A 21,579-nucleotide genomic window follows, 5' to 3' on the forward strand; every position below is an offset into this window, starting at 1 on the left:
TCCACGCACCAGGACTAGGAGCCGAACATGCCTGTCATCGTCAATGGCGTCGAACTGAACGACGCGGATCTGGAACGCGAACTGCCGCTGCATGCCGAGGCCGGCAATCCCATGCGCGAAGCGATCACCGCCCTGGTGCTGCGCCGCGTGCTGCTGGACGAGGCCGGCCGGCTGGGCCTGGACGCCGCGGACGAGGAGGGCGCCATCGGCGCCTTGCTGGCCCGCGAGGCGCCCGCGCCCGAGGCCGACGAGGCCGCCTGCCGCCGCTACTACCAGATGCACCCGCAACGCTTCATGGCGGGCGAGCTGATCGAGGCCGACCACATCCTGTTCCAGGTCACGCCCGGCGTGAATCTGGACATGCTGCGGGCGCACGCCAATGTGGTGCTGGCCGAATTGCTCGAGGATCCCTCGCGCTTCGCCGAGGTGGCGCGCGAGCAATCGAACTGCCCCTCGGCCGCCCTGGGCGGCAGCCTGGGCCAGCTGGGCCGCGGCGACACGGTGCCGGAATTCGAGCGCGCGGTGTTCGCGCTGCCCGCTGGCGGCCTGCTGCCGCAATTGCTGGAAACCCGTCACGGCCTGCACATCGTGCGGGTGACGCGGCGCATAGAAGGCCGCATGCAACCCTACGAGCACGTGGCCGCACAGATCGCCACGGCGCTGTCGTCCATGAGCCGTGATACCGCCTGGCGCCAGTACGCCAAGCTGCTGGTCGAACGCGCCGACATCCAGGGCATAGACTTGCAGGGCGGGGAGCCGGAGCGCGTCTACAGCGGGAGCGCCGCATGATGGACGAGCCGGCTGCGGGACCCCTGGTGGACGGCCACGGCCGCCGCATCGATTATCTGCGCGTGTCCGTCACGGACCGCTGCGACCTGCGTTGCAGCTACTGCCTGCCCAAGGATTTCAAGGGCTTCGAAACCCCCGCCAACTGGCTGCGCCATGAGGAAATGGCGCGGCTGGTGGGGCTGTTCGTCGGTTTGGGCGTCAGCAAGGTCCGGCTGACCGGCGGCGAACCCCTGCTGCGCCGCGGCGTGGCCGGTCTGGCGAGCGTCATCGCCGCGATGCCCGGATTGCGGGACCTGTCCGTGTCCACCAACGGCACTCAGCTGGCGCGCCACGCGCAGGACCTGCGCGCCGCCGGCGTGGACCGTCTGAACATCAGCCTGGACACGCTGGACGCAGCCGCCTTCAGCCAGATCACCGGGCGGGATTGCCTGGAATCGGTGCTGGCGGGCTTGGCCGCGGCCAAGGACGCGGGTTTTGCGCCCATCAAGCTCAACAGCGTGGTGCACGCGGCCACGCCCGAGGCCGAGGTGCGCAGGCTGCTGGACTATGCGGTGGAACAGGGCTTCGTGCTGCGCCTGATCGAACCCATGCCCATGGGCAGCTGCGGCCAGGGTTACGCCCATACCGATCTGAACGCCATGGGCGCGCGGCTGGCGGCCGACGCCGGCCTGCTGCCGGCCTTGGGCGGGACGGGAGCGGGGCCGGCACGCTACTGGACCACGGGCCACGGAACGCCCGTGCTGGGCGTGATCACGCCCATGTCGCGCCACTTCTGCGCCGCCTGCAACCGCGTAAGGCTGGGCGTGGACGGAACCCTGTACCTGTGCCTGGGCCAGGAAGACCAGGTGCCGCTGGGCCGCCTGCTGCGCGCGGGCGCCAGCGATGCCGGTCTGATTCAGGCGATCCAGGCCGGCATCGCCGCCAAGCCGGAGCGCCACGATTTCGTGGCTCGTCCGGAACGCATCGTGCGCTTCATGGCGCAGACTGGAGGCTGAGATGCGCGACATCGAACGTCTGGTCGACGGCTTCCAACGCTTCCAGCAGCAGTACTACGAGGACGCGCCGTCGCTCTACCGCAATCTTTGCGAAGGCCAGCACCCCAGCACTTTGCTGGTGGGCTGCTGCGATTCGCGGGTGGATCCGGCCATGCTGCTGGGCTGCGACCCCGGCGACATCTTTACCGTGCGCAACGTCGCCAACCTGGTGCCGCCGGCCAGCACCGACCGTGGCTTGCAGGGCGTGCTGGCCGCGATACAGTTCGCGGTCGAGCAGTTGCAGGTCAGCCGCGTCATCGTGCTGGGCCACGCCCATTGCGGCGGTATTCGCGCCCTGATGGACCGGCGCACCCGGGGCGACGGCGAGACCGACTACCTGGAACGCTGGATGGACATCGCCGAACCGGCGCGCAAGCAGGTGCTGCAGCAGATGCCGGAGGCGACGGCCGCCGAGCGCAGGCGGGCTTGCGAGCAGGCGTCCATCCTGATTTCGCTGCGCAACCTGGAGGAACTGCCCTTCGTGCGGCGCGCGGTGGAGGCGGGCAGCCTGACCCTGCATGGCTGGTATTTCGACCTGGTGGCGGGCGCTTTGCTGGCATACTCGGCGCGGGCGGATGCCTTCCTGCCCATCGTATGCCCTTTGTTCACGGAGCTTGCATGACCCCAGTTTTTGGCATCGCCGGCCGTTCCGGCAGCGGCAAGACCACCCTGATCGAGGCCATGCTGCCCTTGTTGGCCGCGCGCGGCCTGCGGGTCAGCGTCATCAAGCACAGCCACCACGACTTCGAGATGGAGCCGCCGGGCAAGGATAGTGCGCGCTTCCGGCAGGCGGGCGCGCTGGAGGTGATGGTGGCGTCGCCGTTCCGCTACGCCATCGTCCACGAGCTGCGCGACGCGCCCGAACCCGCGCTGGAGGACCAATTGGCGCGCCTGTCGCCGGCCGACCTGGTGCTGGTAGAAGGCTTCAAACAGGCCGCGATCCCGCGCATCGAGGTGTACCGGCCCGCCCTGGGCAAGCCGCCCCTGCATGCGGAGGACAGCAGTTTCCTGGCGGTAGCCACCGATGCGCAGCTGGCCACCGGCTTGCCTTGCCTGCCGGTCAACGAGCCGGCGCAAGTCGCGGATTTCATTTGCCGCAGCCTTGGGCTGGCTTGACGGCCCGCGGCCGGCGCTGGAGGCGCAGCGGCTACACTGGAACCCGCCGCATTCCTCAAGCAAGACCGCGTTGAAAGCCATGAAGCCTACCGATACCGCCGCCGCCGGACCCGACGGCCTGCCTTCGCCCCGGCATCGCCTGTCCACGCGCATCGTCATCAGTTCCCTGGTGGCGCTGGTGGTGGTGCTGTCCATGGTCAGCTGGACGCTGTGGCTGTCCTGGCAGCTGGAAGGCGCGGGCGCGGCCATCAACGACACGGGCAGCCTGCGCATGCGGGCCAATCGCGTGGCGGTCGAACTGATGCGTCCGCAGGCAGGGCGCGAGTTCCGCACCAATGAGCAGGTCCAGCTGATGGACGACACCATCGCCCGGCTGGCGCGCGGCAATCCGGCGCGCCCGCTATTCATTCCCAACGACGAGGCGATCCGCAAGCAATGGCATGACGTGGCCGCCTACTGGTACGACATCATGAAGCCGGCCGCCAGGCGCGCCCTGGCGCAGCCGGACGCCGCGACCTATCTGGAAACCTTGCCGGAGTTCGTGGCCCGGGCGGATACGCTGGTGCGCATGATCGAACAGGACAACGCCGGCAAGACCACCTCGCTGCGGCTGTCGCAGGGCGTGCTGGCCGCGATTGCCAGCGCCGGCACGCTGGCGATGATCTACCTGCTGTATCTCTGGATCATTTCGCCGGTGCTGCGGCTGCGCGACGGCCTGCAACGCATGGCTGCCAGGGAATTCAGCACCCGGCTGCCGGTGGAAAGCCAGGACGAGTTCGGCGTGCTGGCGCGCGGCTACAACCGCATGGCCGATGAGTTGCAGGATCTGTACACCGGCCTGGAACGGCGTGTCGAAGAGAAGACCGCCCAGCTGGCCGCGCAGAACCGCGATATCGGCGCGCTCTACGACATGGCCGCCTTCCTGAACCAGCCCAACGAGATCGAAGCGCTGTGCGACGGCTTTCTGCGGCGCGTGATGCTGCAATTCGACGCCGAAGGCGGCAGCATCCGGGCGCTGGATCCCAACAACGAGCAACTCAATCTGATGGTGTCGGTCGGGCTGTCGGACGAGCTGGTCGAATCCGAGCATTGCATGCGGGTGAACGACTGCTATTGCGGCGTCGCCACGCGGCAGGCCGGGGTCATCGTCATCCAGGATTTCCGCGAGTCGCCGCCGGCGATGGAACTGAACTGCCAGCGCGACGGCTTTGCCAGCGTGGCCGTGTTCCGCATCGTCACGCGCGACGAGGTGCTGGGGTCGTACTCCCTGCATTTCCGCCAGCAACGCCGCCTGTCGCCGGCCGAATCGCAGCTGCTGGAAACGCTGGGCCAGCATCTGGGCGTGGCCCTGGACAACCGCCGCCTGAGCGCCCAGGCGCGGCAGCTGGCGGTGGTGCGCGAGCGCGGGCTGGTGGCGCAGGGGCTGCACGACAGCCTGGCCCAGGGCCTGAACTTCCTGAACCTGCAGTTGCAGATGCTGGACGCAGCCGTCAAGCGCGGCGACCAGGCGGAAATCGACGAGATCCTGCCGTTGCTGCGCACTGGCGTGGACGAAAGCTACCAGGACGTGCGCGAGCTGCTGACCAACTTCCGCACCAAGCTGTCGCAGGGCGACCTGCAGGCCGCCATCGAAGACACCGTGGCGCGTTTCCGGCGCCAGACCGGGATCGAGACCGAATTGCGCTTCGGACGGGGCGAGGGCGCGCCGTTGCCGCCTGACGAGCAGTTGCAGGTGCTGTTCATCTTGCAAGAGGCGCTGTCCAATGTGCGCAAGCATTCCGAAGCCAGCCATGTGCGCATCGATGTCGCCAATGACCGCGACTTCAGCCTGGTCATCGCCGACGACGGCCAGGGCTACGATCCCGCCGAGGTCGCGGAGCGCGGCGAATCGCATGTGGGCCTGCACATCATGCGCGAGCGCGCCGCTCGCATGCGCGCCGTGATAAAACTTGAATCGCAGCCCGGCGCCGGCACGCGCGTCGCGCTGACCCTGCCCGGCAGCGAACGCCAGGCCGCCTGAACCTTCCGACCATGCCCATCCGTATCCTCCTCGTCGACGACCACACCCTGTTCCGCTCGGGCGTGCGCCTGCTGTTGCAACGCCAGCCCGATTTCGAGGTCGTGGCCGAGGCCGGCGACGGCGTCGAAGGCCTGAAGCGTGCCAAGGAGCTCAAGCCCGACGTGGTCCTGCTGGACCTCAACCTGCCGGGCCTGTCCGGATTGGAAACCCTGCAGCTGCTGACCCAGGAACTTCCTGCCTGTGCGGTCATCATCCTGACGGTGTCGGAAGAGGCCGACGAACTGGGCCAGGCGCTGCGCGACGGCGCGCGCGGCTACCTGGTCAAGAACATCGACGCCGACGCGTTGACGGCAGCGATCCGCCGCGCCGCGGGCGGCGAGCCGGTCATCGCCGAGAGCATGACCGCCAAGCTGGTCGAGCAGTTCCGCGGCCAGGCCAGCCTGGCGGCGCAGGCGCCGCAGGCGGCAGGCAGCGCCGAGCGCCATCGTCTGACCGCGCGCGAGACCCAGATCGTGCAATGGCTGGCGCGCGGCGCCAGCAACAAGGTCATCGCGCGCGAACTCGACGTGAGCGAAAGCACGGTCAAGATCCACGTGCAGAACGTGCTGAAGAAACTGAACCTGACCAGCCGCGTGCAGGTCGCGGTGTACGCCGTGGAGCACGGGCTGTACACCGAAGAATAGGTCCGCGCGCGGCGCTCAGCATGCACCGTTTGATCTGCGACAAGGCCAGGGGCGTGGCGGCCCCATAGACTGGCCGGCATGGAAACTCGAACCTCTCCCATGGAGCTCGTGGCCCCCGCCGGCAGCCTGGCCGCGCTGAAGGCCGCCATCGACGCCGGCGCCGACACCGTCTACCTCGGGCTCAAGAACGCCACCAACGCCCGCAACTTCGCCGGGCTCAACTTCACCGAAAGCGACATCCGCGCAGGCGTGGAGCTGGCCCACAGCCGCGGGCGCCAAGTGCTGTTCGCTATCAATACGTTTGTGCAGGCGGGCAGGGCGCCGGAGTGGCGCGCCGCCGTGGATGCGGCCCACGGGCTGGGCGCCGATGCCGTCATCATGGCCGACGCCGGGTTGCTGGCCTACGCCAGCGACCGCTATCCCGACCTGCGCCTGCACCTGTCGGTGCAGGGGTCCGCCACCCACGCCGACGCCATCGAGCTGATGAAGGAACAGTTCGGCATCCGCCGCGTGGTGCTGCCGCGCGTGTTGACCCTGGCCGAGATCGCGCGCATCTGCGCCAACGTCAGCGTCGAGGTCGAGGTGTTCGGCTTCGGCAGCCTGTGCGTCATGGCTGAGGGCCGTTGCCTGTTGTCGTCCTACGCCACCGGCGATTCCCCCAACAACAAGGGCGTCTGTTCGCCCGCGCATGCGGTGCGCTGGTCGGAAGAGAACGGCCGCATGGACGCGCGCCTGAACGGCATCCTGATCGACCGCTACGAGCCGGGCGAACCGGCGGCGTATCCCACCCTGTGCAAGGGCCGTTTCGACGTGGATGGCCAGGCCGACCACGCGCTGGAGGAGCCGACCAGCTTGAACGCCATCGGCCTCTTGCCGCGCCTGGCGGAGATGGGCGTGTCGGCCATCAAGATCGAAGGGCGGCAGCGCAGCCCGGCCTATGTCACCCAGGTGGTGTCGACGCTGCGCGCGGCCTTGGATGGCGCGCACGCGGACGCCTCCCGTTTTTCGCCCCGTCCCGAATGGAACGCCATGCTGGCGCGCCATTCCGAGGGTTCCCAAGTCACGCAAGGCGCATTCGAACGTCCATGGAAATGAAACCTAGCGCATACCAGATATCGGTTGCACCGTTGCAGTACTACTGGCCGCGCCAGCAGACGCTGGATTTCTACGCGGCCTTGGCCGACAGCCCCGCCGACATCATCTACGTGGGCGAAACCGTCTGCAGCCGCAGGCACGAACTGCGCGCCGAGGATTGGCTGGAGCTGGCGCGCGACCTGCGCGACGCGGGCAAGACGGTGGTGCTGTCGGGCCGCACCCTGATCGAGACCGGCGCGGAAGCCAGCGCGCTGAAGAAGCTTTGCGGACAGGACGACTTCATGGTCGAGGCTGGCGAACTGGGCGCGGTGCGGCACCTGAACGGCCGCTTCTTCGTGGCTGGTCCCCATATCAATGCCTATCACGGCGGCACCCTGGAATGGCTGGCCGGGCGCGGAGCGGCACGCTTCGTCGCGCCGCTGGAAATGGACAGCAAGACGCTGGCACGCCTGATGGCCGAAAAGCCCGTGGGCCTGGAAGCGGAAGTCATGGTGTGGGGCCGCATGGCGCTGGCGTTCTCGGCGCGCTGCTTCACGGCGCGGCATTTCCGCCTGAAGAAGGACGATTGCGGCTTTCGCTGCATCGAACATCCGGACGGGCTGGACATGCGTACGCGGGAATCGCGCGATTTCCTGGCGATCAACGGCATCCAGGTGCAGTCGGGCGCCTGTCTGGATCTGCTGTCGCAGGCGCCGGAGCTTGCTGCCATGGGGGTGCAGGTGCTGCGGGTGAGCCCGCAATCGGCCGGCACGCTGGAAGCGATCGCCGCGCTCGATGCGACGCGGCGCGGCCTGGCGCCGACAGAGGTGCAACCGCCGGCGGGCATGGCCCGCTGCAACGGCTATTTTCACGGCAAGCCCGGCATCGATCTGCTGGAGGCCGCCGCATGAGCGCAGCGATTCAAGTGCCCGGCGTGTTCGCCAGGCTGGGCCGGCGCTTGCCCGCGCCGTTCGTCTCGCTGCATTTCACCGCGGGGCTGGAACTGGCGCGGCGGCTGAAGTGGCTGACGCCGCCAGCAGAACTGGAAGGCCGCAGCTTCGCCATCACCGTCGAGGACCTGGGCCTGCGCAGCAGCTTCGCCGTGCGCCAGGGCGCCTTTCGCCCGATATGGAACGGCGCCGCCGCTGAGCTGGAACTAGGCGCCAGGCTGGCCGATCTGCTGGCCTTGATGCGTTCCGAGACGGACGCCGACACCTTGTTCTTCCAACGCCGGCTGCGGATCTCGGGCGATACCGAGCTGGGCCTGATCGTCAAGAACTGGCTGGATGCCGCGCCACGGCCGGCGTGGCTGCAAGGCGCGGTGCGCTAGCGGCGAGCATTGTCCGCCAGCGCCTGCGGGCATTGCGGGAATCCACCACGGATCGTGCTATACCGGGCGTCTTTGCTGCGGGAAGCGTTGCCGCATTCCCGGGCGCGATCGAACGGAGGTAGCAATGCGGGTCATGGTTGTGGGCGCCAGCAAGGGGCTGGGCAGGGCATTCGTCGAGGGGCTGGGCCAGGATGCCTCGCTGATCGTGGGCGTGGCCCGCCGCGCGCGGTCGGACATCGTCGTCCCGCCGGGCTGCGAACTGCGCTGGATCGAAGCGGACCTGTCGCAGCCCGAGGCGGCCGTCGAGCAGATCGCCGCGCAAGCCCCGGATGAACTGGACGCCGTCCTCTACAACCTGGGCGTGTGGGAAGAGCATGCGTTCAGCCAGGACTACGACTTTCTGGCGGATACGCCGACAGAGATCGCGCGGATGGTCGACATCAACGTCACCGCGACCATCCTGTTGCTGCAACGCCTGATACCGCGCGTCCTGGGCGCGCGCAGGCCGCAAGTCATACTGACTGGCTCGACCTCCGCGCTGGCCGGCAGCGGCCGTCCCGAGGTTACGTTCGGCGCGTCCAAGCACGCGCTGCGTGGCATCGCCGACGCTTTGCGCGAAAGCTTCAGGTCGCGCCGGCTGGCGGTGACCTGCTTGCAATTGGGCTACCTGAATACGCAAGACGGTCTGGACGTGCCGCGCGACGCGGCCAGCGTGCGGGGAGAGGGCGGTTTGATACCGGTGCACGACGTGGTGGCGATGACACGCGCGCTGCTGAATCTGTCCGATGCCTCGTTCGTGCGGGAGATCGTGATGCCGGCGCTGATGGACGAGCGGTTCTGATGCGCCGCGCGGTGATATGGTTATGAGCCCCGAGCGGTATCCATATTCCGCCCGCATAACTACAATCCGGCCTGGACTGCATACCTCGCCATCAGCATCAACAAGGAGACACGCGTGACCCAATCGAATAAGCCGTGGCGGCTAGAGACCATTGCCGTGCATGGCGGCTATCGCCCCGATCCGACCACGCGCGCCGTGGCCGTGCCCATCTACCAGACCGTGGCCTATGCGTTCGACGACACGCAGCATGGCGCCGATCTGTTCGACCTCAAGGTGCCGGGCAATATCTACACCCGCATCATGAACCCGACCACCGACGTGCTGGAGCAGCGCGTGGCGGCCCTGGAAGGCGGCATCGCCGCGCTGGCGCTGGCCTCGGGCCAGGCCGCGGTGACCTACGCCATCCTGACCATCGCCGAAGCGGGCGACAACATCGTCTCGTCCAGCACGCTGTACGGCGGCACCTACAACCTGTTCGCGCACACGCTGCCGCAGTACGGCATCACCACGCGTTTCGCCAATCCGTCCGATCTGGCCGCCTTCGAGGCCCAGATCGACGACCGCACCAAGGCCATCTTCGCGGAATCCGTCGGCAACCCGCTGGGCAACATCACCGACATCGCCGCACTGGCCGAACTGGCGCACCGCCACGGCCTGCCGCTGATCGTCGACAACACCGTGCCGTCGCCTTACCTGCTGCGCCCCATCGAGCACGGCGCCGACATCGTGGTGCAGTCGCTGACCAAGTACCTGGGCGGCCACGGCACCAGCCTGGGCGGAGCCATCATCGACTCGGGCAAGTTCCCCTGGGGCGAGCACAAAGAGCGCTTCAAGCGCCTGAACACGCCGGACGTCAGCTACCACGGCGTGGTCTATACCGAAGCCTTCGGTCCGGCCGCCTACATCGGCCGCGCCCGCGTGGTGCCGCTGCGCAATACCGGCGCGGCGATCTCGCCTTTCAACTCGTTCCAGATCCTGCAAGGCATCGAGACCCTGGCGTTGCGCGTGGACCGCATCGTCGAGAACACCGTCAAGATCGCCAACTACCTGCGCGAACATCCGAAGGTGGAATGGGTCAACTATGCGGGCCTGCCGGACCATCCCGACCACGCCTTGGCGCAGAAGTACCTGGGCGGCAAGGCGCCTGGCCTGTTCACCTTCGGCGTGAAGGGCGGCCGCGAGGCCGGCGCGCGCTTCCAGGACGCGCTGCAGCTGTTCACCCGCCTGGTCAACATCGGCGACTCCAAGTCGCTGGCCACGCACCCCGCGTCCACCACGCACCGCCAGCTAAATCCCGAAGAGCTGCAGAAGGCCGGCGTGCGCGAGGAGACCGTGCGCCTGTCCATCGGCATCGAGCACATCGACGACCTGCTGGCCGATCTGGATCAGGCTCTGGCGCAGGTGTGACCGGCCTGGCCATGTGCTGAAGCCACCCGCGGGATTGCCCGCGTCGGCGGCGCCTTACTTGCGCGCGCCTTTGCCATTGGCCGGGCAAACCATCTCGCGCAGTTTGCGCTGCACGGGGTCTTGCGCGATCGGCGCATTGCGGATGGTGGGCGGGGGCAGCGACTCCACAATGGGGCCGGTCGCGTTCTCGCCTGCATGGTGCACGACCTGGCTGGCGGTATAGGTGCCGGCGGTGCAGTTCATGGTGACCGGCTGGGTCACGGAGCGGTAGGGTTGCCCATTGGCCGCGGAGATCTTGGGCTGGGCGTAGAACCAGGCCACGTTCACGGCCATGACGGCCGGACGCTCCGATACCACTTTGATCGATGCGCTGTCGTAGAACACGCCCGGCATGGCTTGCGGGTCTACGGGCAGCCAGTCGGGTTCGGCGGACAGCATGCCGCCGGGGCCGGGATCGCGCGGCACGATGTTCACGGCGCAGGCGTCGGCGGGCACGGGATCGCCTTCGCGCACCGTAATGGTTGCGCAGGCGTCGGGCGGGGCCGCCTGCGCGGGGTGGACCCAGGCGGTCACGGCCAGGGCGATCAGGGTTGCGTGCCTTGCGGTCATTGGTGTTTTCCGGTGGTGGCGCGGCGCGCCGTCGCCAAGCTTGTGGCCATGGCGTGTACCCGATCATACCGGGCAGGGCGGGTACGCGCGGCGCGCAAATGCCTTAGGGGCGACGCCTCCTAAGGCGTCAGCACATATTCTGGATAGCGCTTGCAGATCTCGGCCACCTGGCTGAGGGTGCCCGAAAGGTGTTCGCGCAGTACCTGTTGGGCGCGCTGTGGATCCTGCGCGGCGATGGCGTCCAGCAGGCGCTGGTGATCGTCCAGGATGCGCTCGGCCTTGCCGGCTTCGGGCAGGTGCAGGCGGCGCAGGCGATCCAGGTGGCCGCTGTAGCGCTGCGCCAGTTCCCACAGCCGGATCACGCCCGCGGCCTCGTGCATGTCGCGGTGGAAGGCCTGGTCGGCGTCGATGAAACGCTGGTACTGGGCGCTGGCATGGCTGGCGCGCTGCAGGTCGATGCTGGCTTGCAGGCGCTGGAACAGCTGCGGGTCCGGACGCTGCGCCAGCATCTGCACGATCTCCAGTTCCAGCGAGCGGCGCAGGAAATGCGCCTCGCGGGCGGCGGCCACGTCGATGCGGCTGACTACCGTGGTGTGCTGCGGGTAGATCTCGACCAGCGCCTCCTCGGCCAGGCGCATCAGTGCGTCGCGGATCGGGGTCTGGCTCAGGCCGTAGGTTTCCGCCAGCGTGATGCGCGACAGCGGCGCGCCGGGCGCGAGTTCCAGCGACAAGATCTGTTCGCGTAGGTGTTCGAAGACCTGTGGCGCGGCGTGGCGCGAGCGGTCCAGTCTGAGCTTGGTGCTTTGCATCGGGTCGCGTGCGGAGTGGGGCCTGAAGAGTAACGGAGTTTAGCGGGTTTTTACCTAGCTGACGCACTAATGTATTAGTGTTTAAATGACCGGGTGGCCATCACGAAACACCTTCACGCCCCTATGAAACGCTCCTACGAAAGCCTGCGCAGCGCCGCCTGGATGGCCAAGGACGACCTGCGCTCCTTCGGCCATCGCTCCCGCATGATGCAGATGGGGTACGGCCCCGACGACTGGGCGGGCCGCCCCATCATTGCCATCATCAATACCTGGTCGGACCTGAATCCCTGCCACAGCCACTTCAAGCAGCGCGTCGAGGACGTGAAGCGCGGCGTGTTCCAGGCGGGCGGCTTTCCGGTGGAGTTGCCGGCGATTTCAGTGTCGGAATCCTTCGTCAAGCCGACCACCATGCTGTACCGCAACTTCCTGGCCATGGAAACCGAGGAACTGCTGCGCAGCCATCCGGTGGATGGCGCCGTGCTCATGGGCGGCTGCGACAAGACCACGCCAGGCCTGCTCATGGGCGCGGTCAGCGCCGGGCTGCCCTGTGTCTACGTGCCGGCCGGCCCCATGCTGCGCGGCAACTGGAAGGGCAAGATCCTGGGGTCCGGGTCGGATGCCTGGAAACTCTGGGACGAGCGCCGCGCCGGCAAGATCACGCAGGAGCAATGGACCGAGGTCGAAGGCGGCATCGCCCGCAGCTACGGCACCTGCATGACCATGGGCACCGCCAGCACCATGACCGCCATCGCCGAAGCCATAGGCATGACGCTGCCGGGCGCGTCCTCGATCCCGGCGGCGGACGTCAACCACATGCGCATGTCGGCCGAGTGCGGCCGGCGCGTGGTGGAGATGGTCTGGGAAGACCTGACGCCGCAACGCATCCTGAGCCTGGCGTCCTTCAAGAACGCCATCAACGTGGCCATGGCCATGGGCTGTTCGACCAACGCCATCGTGCACCTGGTCGCCATGTCGCGCCGCGCCGGCTGCGCCGTGGGCCTGGACGACTTCGACGCCGCCAGCCGCAAGGTGCCGGTCATCGCGAACATCCGGCCCAGCGGCGACACCTATCTGATGGAAGACTTCTTCTACGCGGGCGGACTGCCGGCGCTGATGTCGCGCTTGCACGACCATCTGGACAGGTCCGCCATGACCGTCACCGGCAAGACGCTGGGCGAGAACATCGCCGGCGCCGAGGTCTACAACGACGACGTGATCCGTCCGCTGGACCGGGCCATCTACGACGAAGGCGCACTGGCCGTGCTGCGCGGCAATATCGCGCCGGACGGTTGCGTCATCAAGCCCAGCGCCTGCGCGCCGCAGTACTTGCGCCATACCGGCCCGGCCCTGGTGTTCGACGACTACCCCAGCATGAAGGCGGCAGTGGACGACGAAGACCTGGACGTCACCGCCGACCACATCATGATCCTGCGCAACGCCGGTCCGCAAGGCGGCCCCGGCATGCCGGAATGGGGCATGCTGCCGATCCCGACCAAGCTGGTGAAGCAGGGCGTGCGCGACATGCTGCGCCTGTCGGACGCGCGCATGAGCGGCACCAGCTACGGCGCCTGCATCCTGCACGTGGCGCCGGAAAGTTACATCGGCGGCCCGTTGGCCCTGGTGCAGACGGGCGACCTGATCACCGTGGACGTGCCCGCGCGCAGCATCCACCTGAACGTCAGCGACGACGAGCTGGCCGCGCGCCGCGCCGCCTGGACGCCGCCGCCCAAGCGCTACGAGCGCGGCTATGGTTGGATGTATTCAAAGCACATCCTGCAAGCCAACGACGGCTGCGACTTCGATTTCCTGGAAACCGGCTTCGGCGCGCCCGTGCCCGAGCCCGAGATCTTCTAGGCGCCGCGCGCGCCTCATCCCCACAGTCTTCAGCCCCCCGGAGCCATCGTGTCCCCAATGAATCCCGAAACCCGTGCCCGCCTGGCTGGCGTCAGCACCGCCACCCTGTGCACGGCCTTGTTCAAGCGCGGTTTGCGCAACCAGTTCATCCAGGACGTGCGTCCGCTGAACGCCACGCTGCCCAATATGGTCGGCCCGGCTTTCACCCTGCGCTACATTCCCGCCCGCGAGGACCTGAACACCATCAAGGTGTTCGAGGACCGCGCCCATCCGCAGCGTGTTGCGGTCGAGACCTGCCCGCAAGGCGCGGTGCTGGTGATGGACAGCCGCAAGGACGCGCGCGCGGCTTCGGCAGGCTCTATCCTGGTCACGCGGCTGATGAAGCGCGGCGTGGCTGGCGTGGTGACGGACGGCGGTTTCCGCGATTCGCCCGAGATCGCCGAAATGGGCTATGCCGCCTATCACCAGCGGCCTTCGGCTCCCACCAACCTGACCCTGCATCAAGCCTTGGACATCAACGCGCCCATCGGCTGCGGCGACGTGGCGGTGTGGCCGGGCGACATCGTGGTGGGCGACCGCGAGGGCGTGGTGGTGATACCCGCCGGCCTGGCCGACGAGATCGCCATCGAGGCCGTGGAAATGACGGCCTTCGAGGACTTCGTGACCAGCGAGGTGCAGCAGGGCGCATCCATCCTGGGGCTGTATCCGCCTACGGATCCGGGCACCAAGGACAAATTCGCCGCGTGGCGCAAGCAACAGGGCCGCTGAGCCTTGCCGCCGGCGCAGCCGGCAACCCCATAAGCCAAACAAGAGGCAGGAGACAACCATGAATACGCAACGACGCGGCGCGCTGGCCGCGCTGCTGGCCGCCGCCATGCTGGGCACGCTGGCAGCGCCCGTCCAGGCCGCCGATTGGCCCGCGCAGAAGCCGATTTCCTATGTGGTGCCGTTCACCGTGGGCGGCTCGACCGACGTGGTGGGCCGAGTGCTGGCCCAGAAGCTGGGCGACCGCCTGCACCAGAACGTCATCGTCGAAAACAAGCCTGGCGCGGCGGGCGGCATCGGCGCGACCTATGTGGCCAAGGCTCCGCCCGATGGCTATACCCTGTTCGGCGGCACCATCAGCACGCACGCCATCAACGCCAGCCTGTACAAGAACCTGAAGTACGACCCGGTCAAGGATTTCGAGCCGGTCTCGCTGATCGCCTACCTGCCCAACGTGCTGCTGGTGGATCCCAACCTGGGCGTGAATTCCGTGGCCGACCTGATCTCCCTGTTGAAACGCGACCCGAGCAAGCGCACCTTCGCGTCCTCGGGCGCGGGCACCTCCACGCACCTGGCCGGGGAATTGTTCTCCAGCATGATAGGCGTGCCGCTGACGCATGTTCCTTACAAGGGCACGCCGCCCGCCATGGTCGACGTATCCTCCGGCGCGGTGACTTTCATGTTCGACCAGATGACGGCTGCCCTGCCTTTGCTGCAGACCGGCAAGCTCAAGCTGTTGGCCGTAACCACCAAGGACCGCATCGCGCTGGCGCCCGAGGTGCCGACCATGCAGGAGGCCGGGGTGCCCGGTTTCCAGATGGCGTCCTGGCAGGCCGTGTACGCGCCCAAGGGCACGCCCAAGCCCATTCTCGACAAGCTGGCGCAGGAAATCGCGGTAATCCTGAAAGAGCCTGACGTGCAGGAAAAGCTGGGCAAGACCATGGGGATGGAACTGGTCGGCAGCACGCCGGATCAGTTGCGCGAGCTGATGGCGACCGAGATTCCGCGTTGGGCGGAAGTGGTGAAGAAGTCGGGCGCGACGGTCGAGTAGACGGGCCGGGCTTGCGGGGCGCGGTGCATTGCGACCGCGCCCGCAGCCGTTCAGGGATTCAAACTCAGGGCTTCAGATTCAGCTTCGGCACCAGCGCCTTGAACGCCTCCTCCTGGCGCGCCACGTCGGCCGTGAACTGCGGCAGGTCGGCATACGAAGGCGTCAGGTTCTGCTTGCGCATCAGCGCCTGGAAGTCCTGCGATTGCGCCACCTGGCGAGCCGCGGCCCGCCATTTCTCCACCGCGTCCGCGGGCGTGGCCTTGGGCAGTCCGATGCCGCGCCAGACGCTGAATTGCAGGTCCGCGCCTTTCTCCTTCATGGTCGGCACGGCGGGCAGGTTGTCCAGGCGCTTGGGCGCCATGACGGCCAGGGTGCGCAGCTTGCCGGTCTCGACATGCTGCTGCAGTTCGGCGTAGGCGACCGTGGTGGCCTGCACGTCGCCTGCCAGCAAGCCCATGATGGCCGGGGCCGAGCCCTGGTAGGGCACGTGCACGAACTTCACGCCGGCCTGCTCGCCCAGCGCCGCCGCCGCCATGTGCGGCACGGTACCTATGCCGGCGTTGGACACCGCCACGCGCTCGGGATTCTTCTTCGCGTCCGCCAGGAATTCCTCCACCGTCTTCCAGGGCGCATCGGCGCGCACCGTGACCGACGAGGGATCGTCGGTGAAGCGCGCGATGGGCTGGAAGTCGCCGACCGTGGTCTTGCCTATGCCCATCAAGGGAACCACCAGCATTTCAGGCGTCATCAGCACCAGCCGGTAGCCGTCGGGCTGCGCATTGGCGACGTAGGCCCAGCCGATGGAGCCGCTGGCGCCGGGCTTGTTGATCACCACCGTGGGCTGCGCCAGCAGCGGCGGGCGCACCGCCTCGGCGATGGCGCGCGCGGTGTTGTCGCTGCCGCCGCCAGGCTGGTAGGCGACCACCAGTTCCATCGAGCGGGCGGGGTAGTCCGCGGCATGCGCGGCGGACAGGACGGAAACTGCGGACAGGGCGCTGATGGCCAGCGCGGACAGGCGGTAGGGGCGCATGGTGGCGGCTCCGGTATCAGTAGCCCAGGGCGGAAAGGTCCGCGAGCGTCTGCTTGGTGATGGCGATGGTGCGTTCGCGTTCGGCCCCGGCCAGGTCCAGGCGCGGCGGCTTGACGGTTTCGGCGCTGCCGGTGATGAGGTGTTCTGCCAGCTTGATGTGCTGCACCAGCTTGACGACGGTGTCCAGGTGGAACAGCGGCGTCAGCGCGGCATAGAGCTTGCGGGCCCGCACGAAATCGCCCTCGACGGCCAGCTTCAGCAGGTCGACGGACGCCTTGGGCACCGCATTGGCCATGCCCGATACCCAGGCGGTCACGCCCAGCGCGGCGCTTTCCAGGATCAGGTCGTCCACGCCGCAGATCACGGCCAGCCGGTCGCCAAAGCGCGTGATCAGGTCGGTCACGCGGGTGGTGTCGTAGGACTCCTCCTTGATGGCGACGATGGTCGGCTCTTCCAGCAGTTCAGCCACCAGGTCCGGGGTCAGGTCCACGCCGTAGCCGCGCGGGTTGTTGTAGAGCAGGATAGGCAGGGCGCTGGCCCGCGCCACCGTGCGGTAGAAGGCCACGGTTTCGCGGCCGTCGGATTTGTAGGTCAGGCCGGGGAACACCATCAGGCCGTTCACGCCGATGCGCGCGGCTTCCTGGGCGAAGGCGGCGGCGCGCGCCGTGCCGGTTTCCGCCACGCCCGAGACCACCGGCACCCGGCCGCGCACGGTGTCCACGGCGGTGCGCAGCACCTGTAACTTCTCTTCGGGCGAGAGCTGGGCGTTTTCGCCCACCATGCCCATCATCACCACGCCGCCCACGCCGTTCTCGATCAGGCGTTCCAGTCCCTGGCGGATAGCCTCCAGGTCCAGCGAAAAATCGGGTTTCAGCTTGGTGGTGACGGCGGGGAATACGCCTTGCCATTGAATGCTCATGCTGCGGCTCCTGATGCGTGGTCCATCCGGCTGGTTCCGGTTGGATGTTGGTTATTGGATATTGGATCCAAAAATATGGGGTTTAAAAAAACGAGGCTGGGGCCTCGGACCGTCGCTCAGGGAGTGGCGGCTTGAACTGGATCATGGATCCAATATACTCACATTAAACGGGCTGCGGGCACCGGCTGTCTCTCGGGGTTTTCCTGGGCATGGACGGGGCCGGTTCCGGCAACCCGACGCCGCGCGGCTCCCGCCCGGCGGCTCAACCAGGCAGGTTATACGTGTCCCAGAATTCGCCGCTTTCCGCTTCTCCGCAGTCCCGTCCCCCGGCCGCTACCCCCGGCCGCCTCGTGCGCAAGACCGCCGTCGAACTGGTGGTCGACGAACTGCGCGACCGCATCCTGTCGGGCGCGATTCCTCCCGGTTCCGCGCTGCGCCAGGAATTGTTCGCCGAGGAACTGGGCGTGAGCCGCCTGCCGGTGCGCGAGGCCATCCGCCAGCTCAGCGCCGAAGGGCTGATCGACATGATCCCGCACCGCGGCGCCTATGTGTCCATGCTGTCGCGCGCCGAGGTGCAGGAGTTCTTCGATATCCGCCTGCGGCTGGAGCCGTGGCTGTTCCGCCTGGCCGTGCAGCAGCGCGAGGTCCAGGATCTGGACCTGGCCAGCCAGGTGGTGGCGCAGATGGACGCCGCCGAGCCCGAGCAATGGGGCCGCCTGAACTGGCAGCTGCATGAACTGCTGTACCGCTCGGCGCAACGGCCCGCCGCGCTGGCCATGGTGCGCGCGCTGCACGAAAAATCCGAACGCTACTTCCGCTTCCAGATCGTCAACGCGCCGATCCGCCAACAGGCCCATGACGAACACAGCGAACTGATCACGCTCGCCCGCCAGGGCCGGGCGGAAGAGGCCGAGGCCGCGCTGGAGCGGCACATCGCCGAGGCCGCCGAGCAGATACTCGCCATCGTCGATCATCTGCTGGATGCGTCGGCCTTGCAGGAACCGGCCTGACGCTTAAACGTCCAGTTCCAGCGTGCCGCAGCCGCGCGACACGCAGACCATCATGCTGCGGTTGGCGGCGCGTTCTTCGTCGCTGAGCACGTAGTCGCGGTGATCCACCGCGCCGGACAGCACGCCGGCTTCGCAACTGCGGCACAGGCCTTCGCGGCAGGAGTATGGCCAGGCGACGCCGGCCGCTTCCAGTACATCCAGCACCGACTTATCCGCCGGCACTGCATGACAGCCGCCGCTGCGCGCCAGCCGTACCGTGAAGGCCGCGCCCGGCTCGGGCGCGGCGGCCGTGGCGGCGCTGAAGCGTTCGAAATGCACGCGGGCCGCGGCGATGCCGGCGCGTGTGCAGGCGGCGGCCACGGCGTCCATCAGCGGCCCGGGTCCGCAGCAATAGATATGCTGGCCCGGTTCCCGCTGCCCGCCCAGGTAGGCGTCCAGGTCGCAGCGCGCGCCACCTTGTTCGCGGTCGACGTGCAGCGCCACGCGCTCGCCGTGCACGGCAAGTTCGGACAGGTAGGCGGCCGCGTCGCGGTCGCGCACGCAGTACAGCAGCCGCCAGGGCTCGCCGCGCCTTACGCACGCATGGATCATGCTGAGGATGGGCGTGATGCCTATGCCGCCCGCGATGAAGACATGGCTGGCGGCCTGCGCGTGCAGTCCGAACAATTGCCTGGGCTCGCCGATATCCACCAGGTCGCCTGCGCGCAGCTGATCATGGACGTAGCGCGAACCGCCGCGCGAGCCGGGCGCCAGGCCGACGCCCAGCCGGTAGACGTCCCGCTCTGCCGGATCGCCGCATAGGGAGTACTGCCTGAGCAGGCCATTGCCCAGCGCCACATCCACATGCGCGCCGGCTTCGAAGGCCGGCAGCATGGCGCCGTCGGGGCTGCGCAGGTGCAGGCCAAGCACGCCGCTCGCTTCGCGCACGATGCGGCTGACGATCAAGCGCCGCATCTTAGGCCACCGCCTGCGCCGCGCGCACGCCGGACCCGCCAGCCGCGGCCTGCTGCTGCTCTTCCTCGACGCGGCGCGCCACCACCCAGCGGAACTGGGACAGCGCGGCGTCGATGGACAGCGGCACCATCTTGAAGTCGGGCGCCAGGGATAAGGAGCGCTGCTGCGCGGTGATGATGTCGCGGTCTTCGTCGAACGCTTCCACCACGCTCTGGTGGATGGATGCGGTGACCTCGGGCTGGTCGATGGAGAAGTTGTGCGGATGCGCGAAGAAGTAGTGCGTCGAGGTCGCGGTTTCGGGCGTCAGCGCCTGGCAGCCACGGAATTCGATGGCGCCTGCGCGATTGCCTTCCTGCGCGCCGTTGCCGGCCGCGGCCATGCCCGAGTCCATCAGCAGGATGCCGGGCAGCGTGAAGTTGTAGATGTTCCAGCGGTCCACCAGGCCCGGCCATTCGCGGACCTTCTTTGCGAAGGGTGGCGCTTCGGTATTGAGCGTCCAGCGCGTGATGCGCACGCCATCGGGCAGCCGGTCGACCTTGGGCGATACCGCGGCATAGTCTTCGCTGCCGCCCAGGGTGGTCGGATGCACGAAGGGCAGATGCGAGAAATCGAGCAGATTGTCGGCGATCAGCAGATAGTTGACGTCGTAATGGATGTAGCCGTCCAGGCTGCGCCAGTCGGGATGATCCAGCCATTGCGTGTCGGGGATGAGGGCCGGGTCGGCGCGTTCCGGATCGCCCATCCAGATCCAGATCCAGCGGTGCCGCTCCACCACCGGGAAGGTGCGTACCCTGGCCTGCGGCGGAATGCGCGCCTGCGCCGGCGCCTCGACACAGGCGCCGGTCGGGTCGAACTTCAGGCCGTGGTACATGCAGCGCACGCAATCGCCTTCGCGCCGGCCCACCGACAAGGGCGCGCCGCGGTGGCAGCAGCGGTCTTCCAGCGCCACCAGCCGGCCCGCAGCGTCGCGGTACATGAGCACGGGCACGCCGATGATGGTGCGCGAGAACAGGCCGTTGGCGCCGACTTCCTGGTCCCATGCCGCGACGTACCAGGTGTTTTTGATGAACATGGGTTTGCTCCTGTGTTTACTTGACGTAGCGCCAGGCGCCGTCCTTGATCTGCACCATGACAGCGGCGCGTTCGTCATAGCCCACGTGATCGGTGGGCGACATGGTGGACACGCCCTGCGAGGTGACGGCGTCGCGCGTGGCTTCCAGCGCATCGCGCAGGCCCGCCCTGAACTCCGGCGTGCCCGGCTTGGCCTTGGGCAAGGTGGTCTTCAATGCCTGCTGCAACACGATGCCGGCGTCCCAGGCGTTGGCCGCGAACACCGACATCGAATCCTTGCCGTGGGCCGCTTCATAGCGCTGCGTCAGGTCCATGGCGACCGCGCGTATGGGATTGGCTGCGTCCAGCTGGCTGGCGACCACGACCGGGCCCACCGCGAATAGCGCGCCTTCGGCGTCCTTGCCGGCGATGCGCAGGAACTCGCGGTTGGCGATGCCGTAGGTCTGGTAGATGCGGCCGGCATAGCCGCGCTCGCGCAGCGATTTCTGCGGCAGCGCCCCGGGCGTGCCGGACGCCGCCACGATGACCGCGTCCGGCTTCGCGGCCAGCAGCTTCAGGGTCTGCGCCGTGACGCTGGTGTCGGTCTTCACGTAGCGTTCGGTGGCGACCAGCTTGATGCCGGCGCGCGCAGCCTGCGCGGAGACTTCGGCCAGCCAGCTGTCGCCGTAGGCGTCGGCGAAGCCGATGTAGCCCAGCGACTTCACGCCGGCGGCCTGCATGTGCGCAATGGTGCTGGCCACCATCAGGTTCTCGTTTTGCACCACCTTGAATACCCAGTGGCGTTGCGCGTCCATGGGTTCGACCAGCTTGGCCCCGGCCGCCAGGCTCATCAAGGGCACCTTCTTCTCCTGCGCGATGGGCAGCAGGGTCAGGGTGGCGGGGGTGACCGAGGTGCCCAGCACCACGTCCACGTTGTGCTCGTCGACCAGCCGCCGGAAGGCGCGGGCCGCACCTGTGGCGTCGGACGCGTCGTCCAGCACGATGTAGCGCACCGCCTCGCCCGCGACTTCGCGTGGCAGCAGGTCTATTGCATTTTTGGCGGGGCCGCCCAGCGACGCGGCCGGGCCGGTGAGCGACAGGATGACGCCTACGCCGACATCGGCCGAGGCGGCGCTACAGGACAGCAGGGCGCACGAAACCAGCACCGCGCGCACGGGGTGTAGAAGGGGCTTCAAGATCTTGTCTCCTTGTGGAAACGCCGGTCTGCGCGGCG

The 21,579-nt window shown here is 67.8% G+C and carries 22 protein-coding genes; 15 read left to right on the forward strand and 7 right to left on the reverse strand.

Going from position 1 to position 21,579, the window contains the following annotated elements; all coding sequences use genetic code 11:
• The first annotated feature begins 27 nt into the window (after positions 1-27).
• The 11 genes from AC3WOB_RS10895 to AC3WOB_RS10945 all read left to right on the forward strand — a co-directional run bounded on the left by AC3WOB_RS10895 (position 28) and on the right by AC3WOB_RS10945 (position 10,294).
• Positions 28-789, forward strand: coding sequence for a peptidylprolyl isomerase (locus tag AC3WOB_RS10895; RefSeq protein ID WP_492274983.1), 762 nt, complete (start codon positions 28-30; stop codon positions 787-789).
• Positions 786-1,784: a GTP 3',8-cyclase MoaA gene (gene moaA, locus AC3WOB_RS10900; protein WP_492274984.1), complete on the forward strand. Its 999-nt coding sequence runs from the start codon at positions 786-788 to the stop codon at positions 1,782-1,784. Before AC3WOB_RS10895 ends, moaA begins: the two co-directional genes overlap by 4 nt.
• Before the next feature lies 1 nt (position 1,785).
• Entirely contained in the window at positions 1,786-2,445 is a 660-nt protein-coding gene (locus AC3WOB_RS10905; protein WP_013393599.1) for a carbonic anhydrase, read from the forward strand.
• Entirely contained in the window at positions 2,442-2,939 is a 498-nt protein-coding gene (mobB, locus tag AC3WOB_RS10910; RefSeq protein WP_492274985.1) for a molybdopterin-guanine dinucleotide biosynthesis protein B, read from the forward strand. Before AC3WOB_RS10905 ends, mobB begins: the two co-directional genes overlap by 4 nt.
• A 79-nt stretch (positions 2,940-3,018) precedes the next feature.
• Positions 3,019-4,959 (forward strand): type IV pili methyl-accepting chemotaxis transducer N-terminal domain-containing protein, encoded by a 1,941-nt coding sequence (locus tag AC3WOB_RS10915; protein ID WP_492274986.1) that lies wholly within the window; start codon positions 3,019-3,021, stop codon positions 4,957-4,959.
• Positions 4,960-4,970: 11 nt separating this feature from the next.
• Entirely contained in the window at positions 4,971-5,642 is a 672-nt protein-coding gene (locus AC3WOB_RS10920; RefSeq protein ID WP_013393602.1) for a response regulator, read from the forward strand.
• Positions 5,643-5,720: 78 nt separating this feature from the next.
• A complete protein-coding gene (gene ubiU / locus AC3WOB_RS10925; protein WP_041653498.1) occupies positions 5,721-6,737 on the forward strand; it encodes a ubiquinone anaerobic biosynthesis protein UbiU in 1,017 nt (338 codons plus the stop codon).
• Positions 6,734-7,627 (forward strand): U32 family peptidase, encoded by an 894-nt coding sequence (locus AC3WOB_RS10930; protein ID WP_492275340.1) that lies wholly within the window; start codon positions 6,734-6,736, stop codon positions 7,625-7,627. The genes ubiU and AC3WOB_RS10930 overlap by 4 nt, the downstream gene beginning before the upstream one ends.
• A complete protein-coding gene (gene ubiT / locus AC3WOB_RS10935; RefSeq protein WP_492274987.1) occupies positions 7,624-8,046 on the forward strand; it encodes a ubiquinone anaerobic biosynthesis accessory factor UbiT in 423 nt (140 codons plus the stop codon). Before AC3WOB_RS10930 ends, ubiT begins: the two co-directional genes overlap by 4 nt.
• A 124-nt stretch (positions 8,047-8,170) precedes the next feature.
• Complete coding sequence (locus tag AC3WOB_RS10940; protein ID WP_492274988.1) at positions 8,171-8,887, forward strand: SDR family NAD(P)-dependent oxidoreductase; 717 nt, start codon at positions 8,171-8,173, stop codon at positions 8,885-8,887.
• Between the two features lie 114 nt (positions 8,888-9,001).
• Positions 9,002-10,294 (forward strand): O-acetylhomoserine aminocarboxypropyltransferase/cysteine synthase family protein, encoded by a 1,293-nt coding sequence (locus AC3WOB_RS10945; RefSeq protein ID WP_013393612.1) that lies wholly within the window; start codon positions 9,002-9,004, stop codon positions 10,292-10,294.
• 54 nt (positions 10,295-10,348) lie between these two features.
• Here AC3WOB_RS10945 and AC3WOB_RS10950 read toward each other — a convergent pair whose 3' ends face one another.
• Positions 10,349-10,903 carry a surface-adhesin E family protein gene (locus AC3WOB_RS10950; protein WP_013393613.1) on the reverse strand — a complete coding sequence of 185 codons (555 nt, stop codon included), beginning with the start codon at positions 10,901-10,903 and terminating at the stop codon, positions 10,349-10,351.
• 119 nt (positions 10,904-11,022) lie between these two features.
• A complete protein-coding gene (locus tag AC3WOB_RS10955) occupies positions 11,023-11,712 on the reverse strand; it encodes a GntR family transcriptional regulator (RefSeq protein WP_013393614.1) in 690 nt (229 codons plus the stop codon).
• Positions 11,713-11,835: 123 nt separating this feature from the next.
• On the opposite strand from AC3WOB_RS10955, the gene araD reads away from it, so the two are divergent.
• The 3 genes from araD to AC3WOB_RS10970 are packed head-to-tail and all read left to right on the forward strand — an operon-like array spanning position 11,836 to position 15,382.
• Complete coding sequence (gene araD / locus AC3WOB_RS10960; RefSeq protein WP_013393615.1) at positions 11,836-13,566, forward strand: L-arabinonate dehydratase; 1,731 nt, start codon at positions 11,836-11,838, stop codon at positions 13,564-13,566.
• 57 nt (positions 13,567-13,623) lie between these two features.
• The gene (locus tag AC3WOB_RS10965; protein ID WP_013393616.1) at positions 13,624-14,334 is read left to right on the forward strand and encodes a ribonuclease activity regulator RraA; all 711 of its coding nucleotides are present in this window, start codon (positions 13,624-13,626) and stop codon (positions 14,332-14,334) included.
• Positions 14,335-14,392: 58 nt separating this feature from the next.
• On the forward strand, positions 14,393-15,382 hold the full coding sequence (locus tag AC3WOB_RS10970) for a Bug family tripartite tricarboxylate transporter substrate binding protein (RefSeq protein WP_492274989.1): 990 nt from the start codon (positions 14,393-14,395) through the stop codon (positions 15,380-15,382).
• A 64-nt stretch (positions 15,383-15,446) separates the two neighbouring features.
• Here the strand turns inward: AC3WOB_RS10970 and AC3WOB_RS10975 are convergent, their stop codons facing one another.
• Both AC3WOB_RS10975 and AC3WOB_RS10980 read right to left on the reverse strand, forming a co-directional pair.
• Complete coding sequence (locus AC3WOB_RS10975; protein ID WP_013393618.1) at positions 15,447-16,412, reverse strand: Bug family tripartite tricarboxylate transporter substrate binding protein; 966 nt, start codon at positions 16,410-16,412, stop codon at positions 15,447-15,449.
• A 16-nt stretch (positions 16,413-16,428) separates the two neighbouring features.
• Positions 16,429-17,331, reverse strand: a complete 903-nt coding sequence (locus tag AC3WOB_RS10980) for a dihydrodipicolinate synthase family protein (protein ID WP_013393619.1) — start codon at positions 17,329-17,331, stop codon at positions 16,429-16,431.
• A gap of 350 nt (positions 17,332-17,681) precedes the next feature.
• Between AC3WOB_RS10980 and AC3WOB_RS10985 the strand changes: the two genes are divergently transcribed.
• A complete protein-coding gene (locus AC3WOB_RS10985; RefSeq protein WP_013393620.1) occupies positions 17,682-18,341 on the forward strand; it encodes a GntR family transcriptional regulator in 660 nt (219 codons plus the stop codon).
• Between the two features lie 3 nt (positions 18,342-18,344).
• Here the strand turns inward: AC3WOB_RS10985 and AC3WOB_RS10990 are convergent, their stop codons facing one another.
• From AC3WOB_RS10990 to AC3WOB_RS11000, 3 genes are read right to left on the reverse strand one after another with little or no spacing between them, the layout of a single operon-like run.
• Positions 18,345-19,295: a PDR/VanB family oxidoreductase gene (locus AC3WOB_RS10990; RefSeq protein WP_492274990.1), complete on the reverse strand. Its 951-nt coding sequence runs from the start codon at positions 19,293-19,295 to the stop codon at positions 18,345-18,347.
• A 1-nt stretch (position 19,296) separates the two neighbouring features.
• Entirely contained in the window at positions 19,297-20,367 is a 1,071-nt protein-coding gene (locus AC3WOB_RS10995) for an aromatic ring-hydroxylating dioxygenase subunit alpha (RefSeq protein ID WP_492274991.1), read from the reverse strand.
• A 16-nt stretch (positions 20,368-20,383) separates the two neighbouring features.
• Positions 20,384-21,541: an ABC transporter substrate-binding protein gene (locus AC3WOB_RS11000; protein WP_013393623.1), complete on the reverse strand. Its 1,158-nt coding sequence runs from the start codon at positions 21,539-21,541 to the stop codon at positions 20,384-20,386.
• Between the last annotated feature and the right edge of the window lie 38 nt (positions 21,542-21,579).

The organism is Achromobacter sp. FW305-C-30-7 (assembly GCF_058783105.1).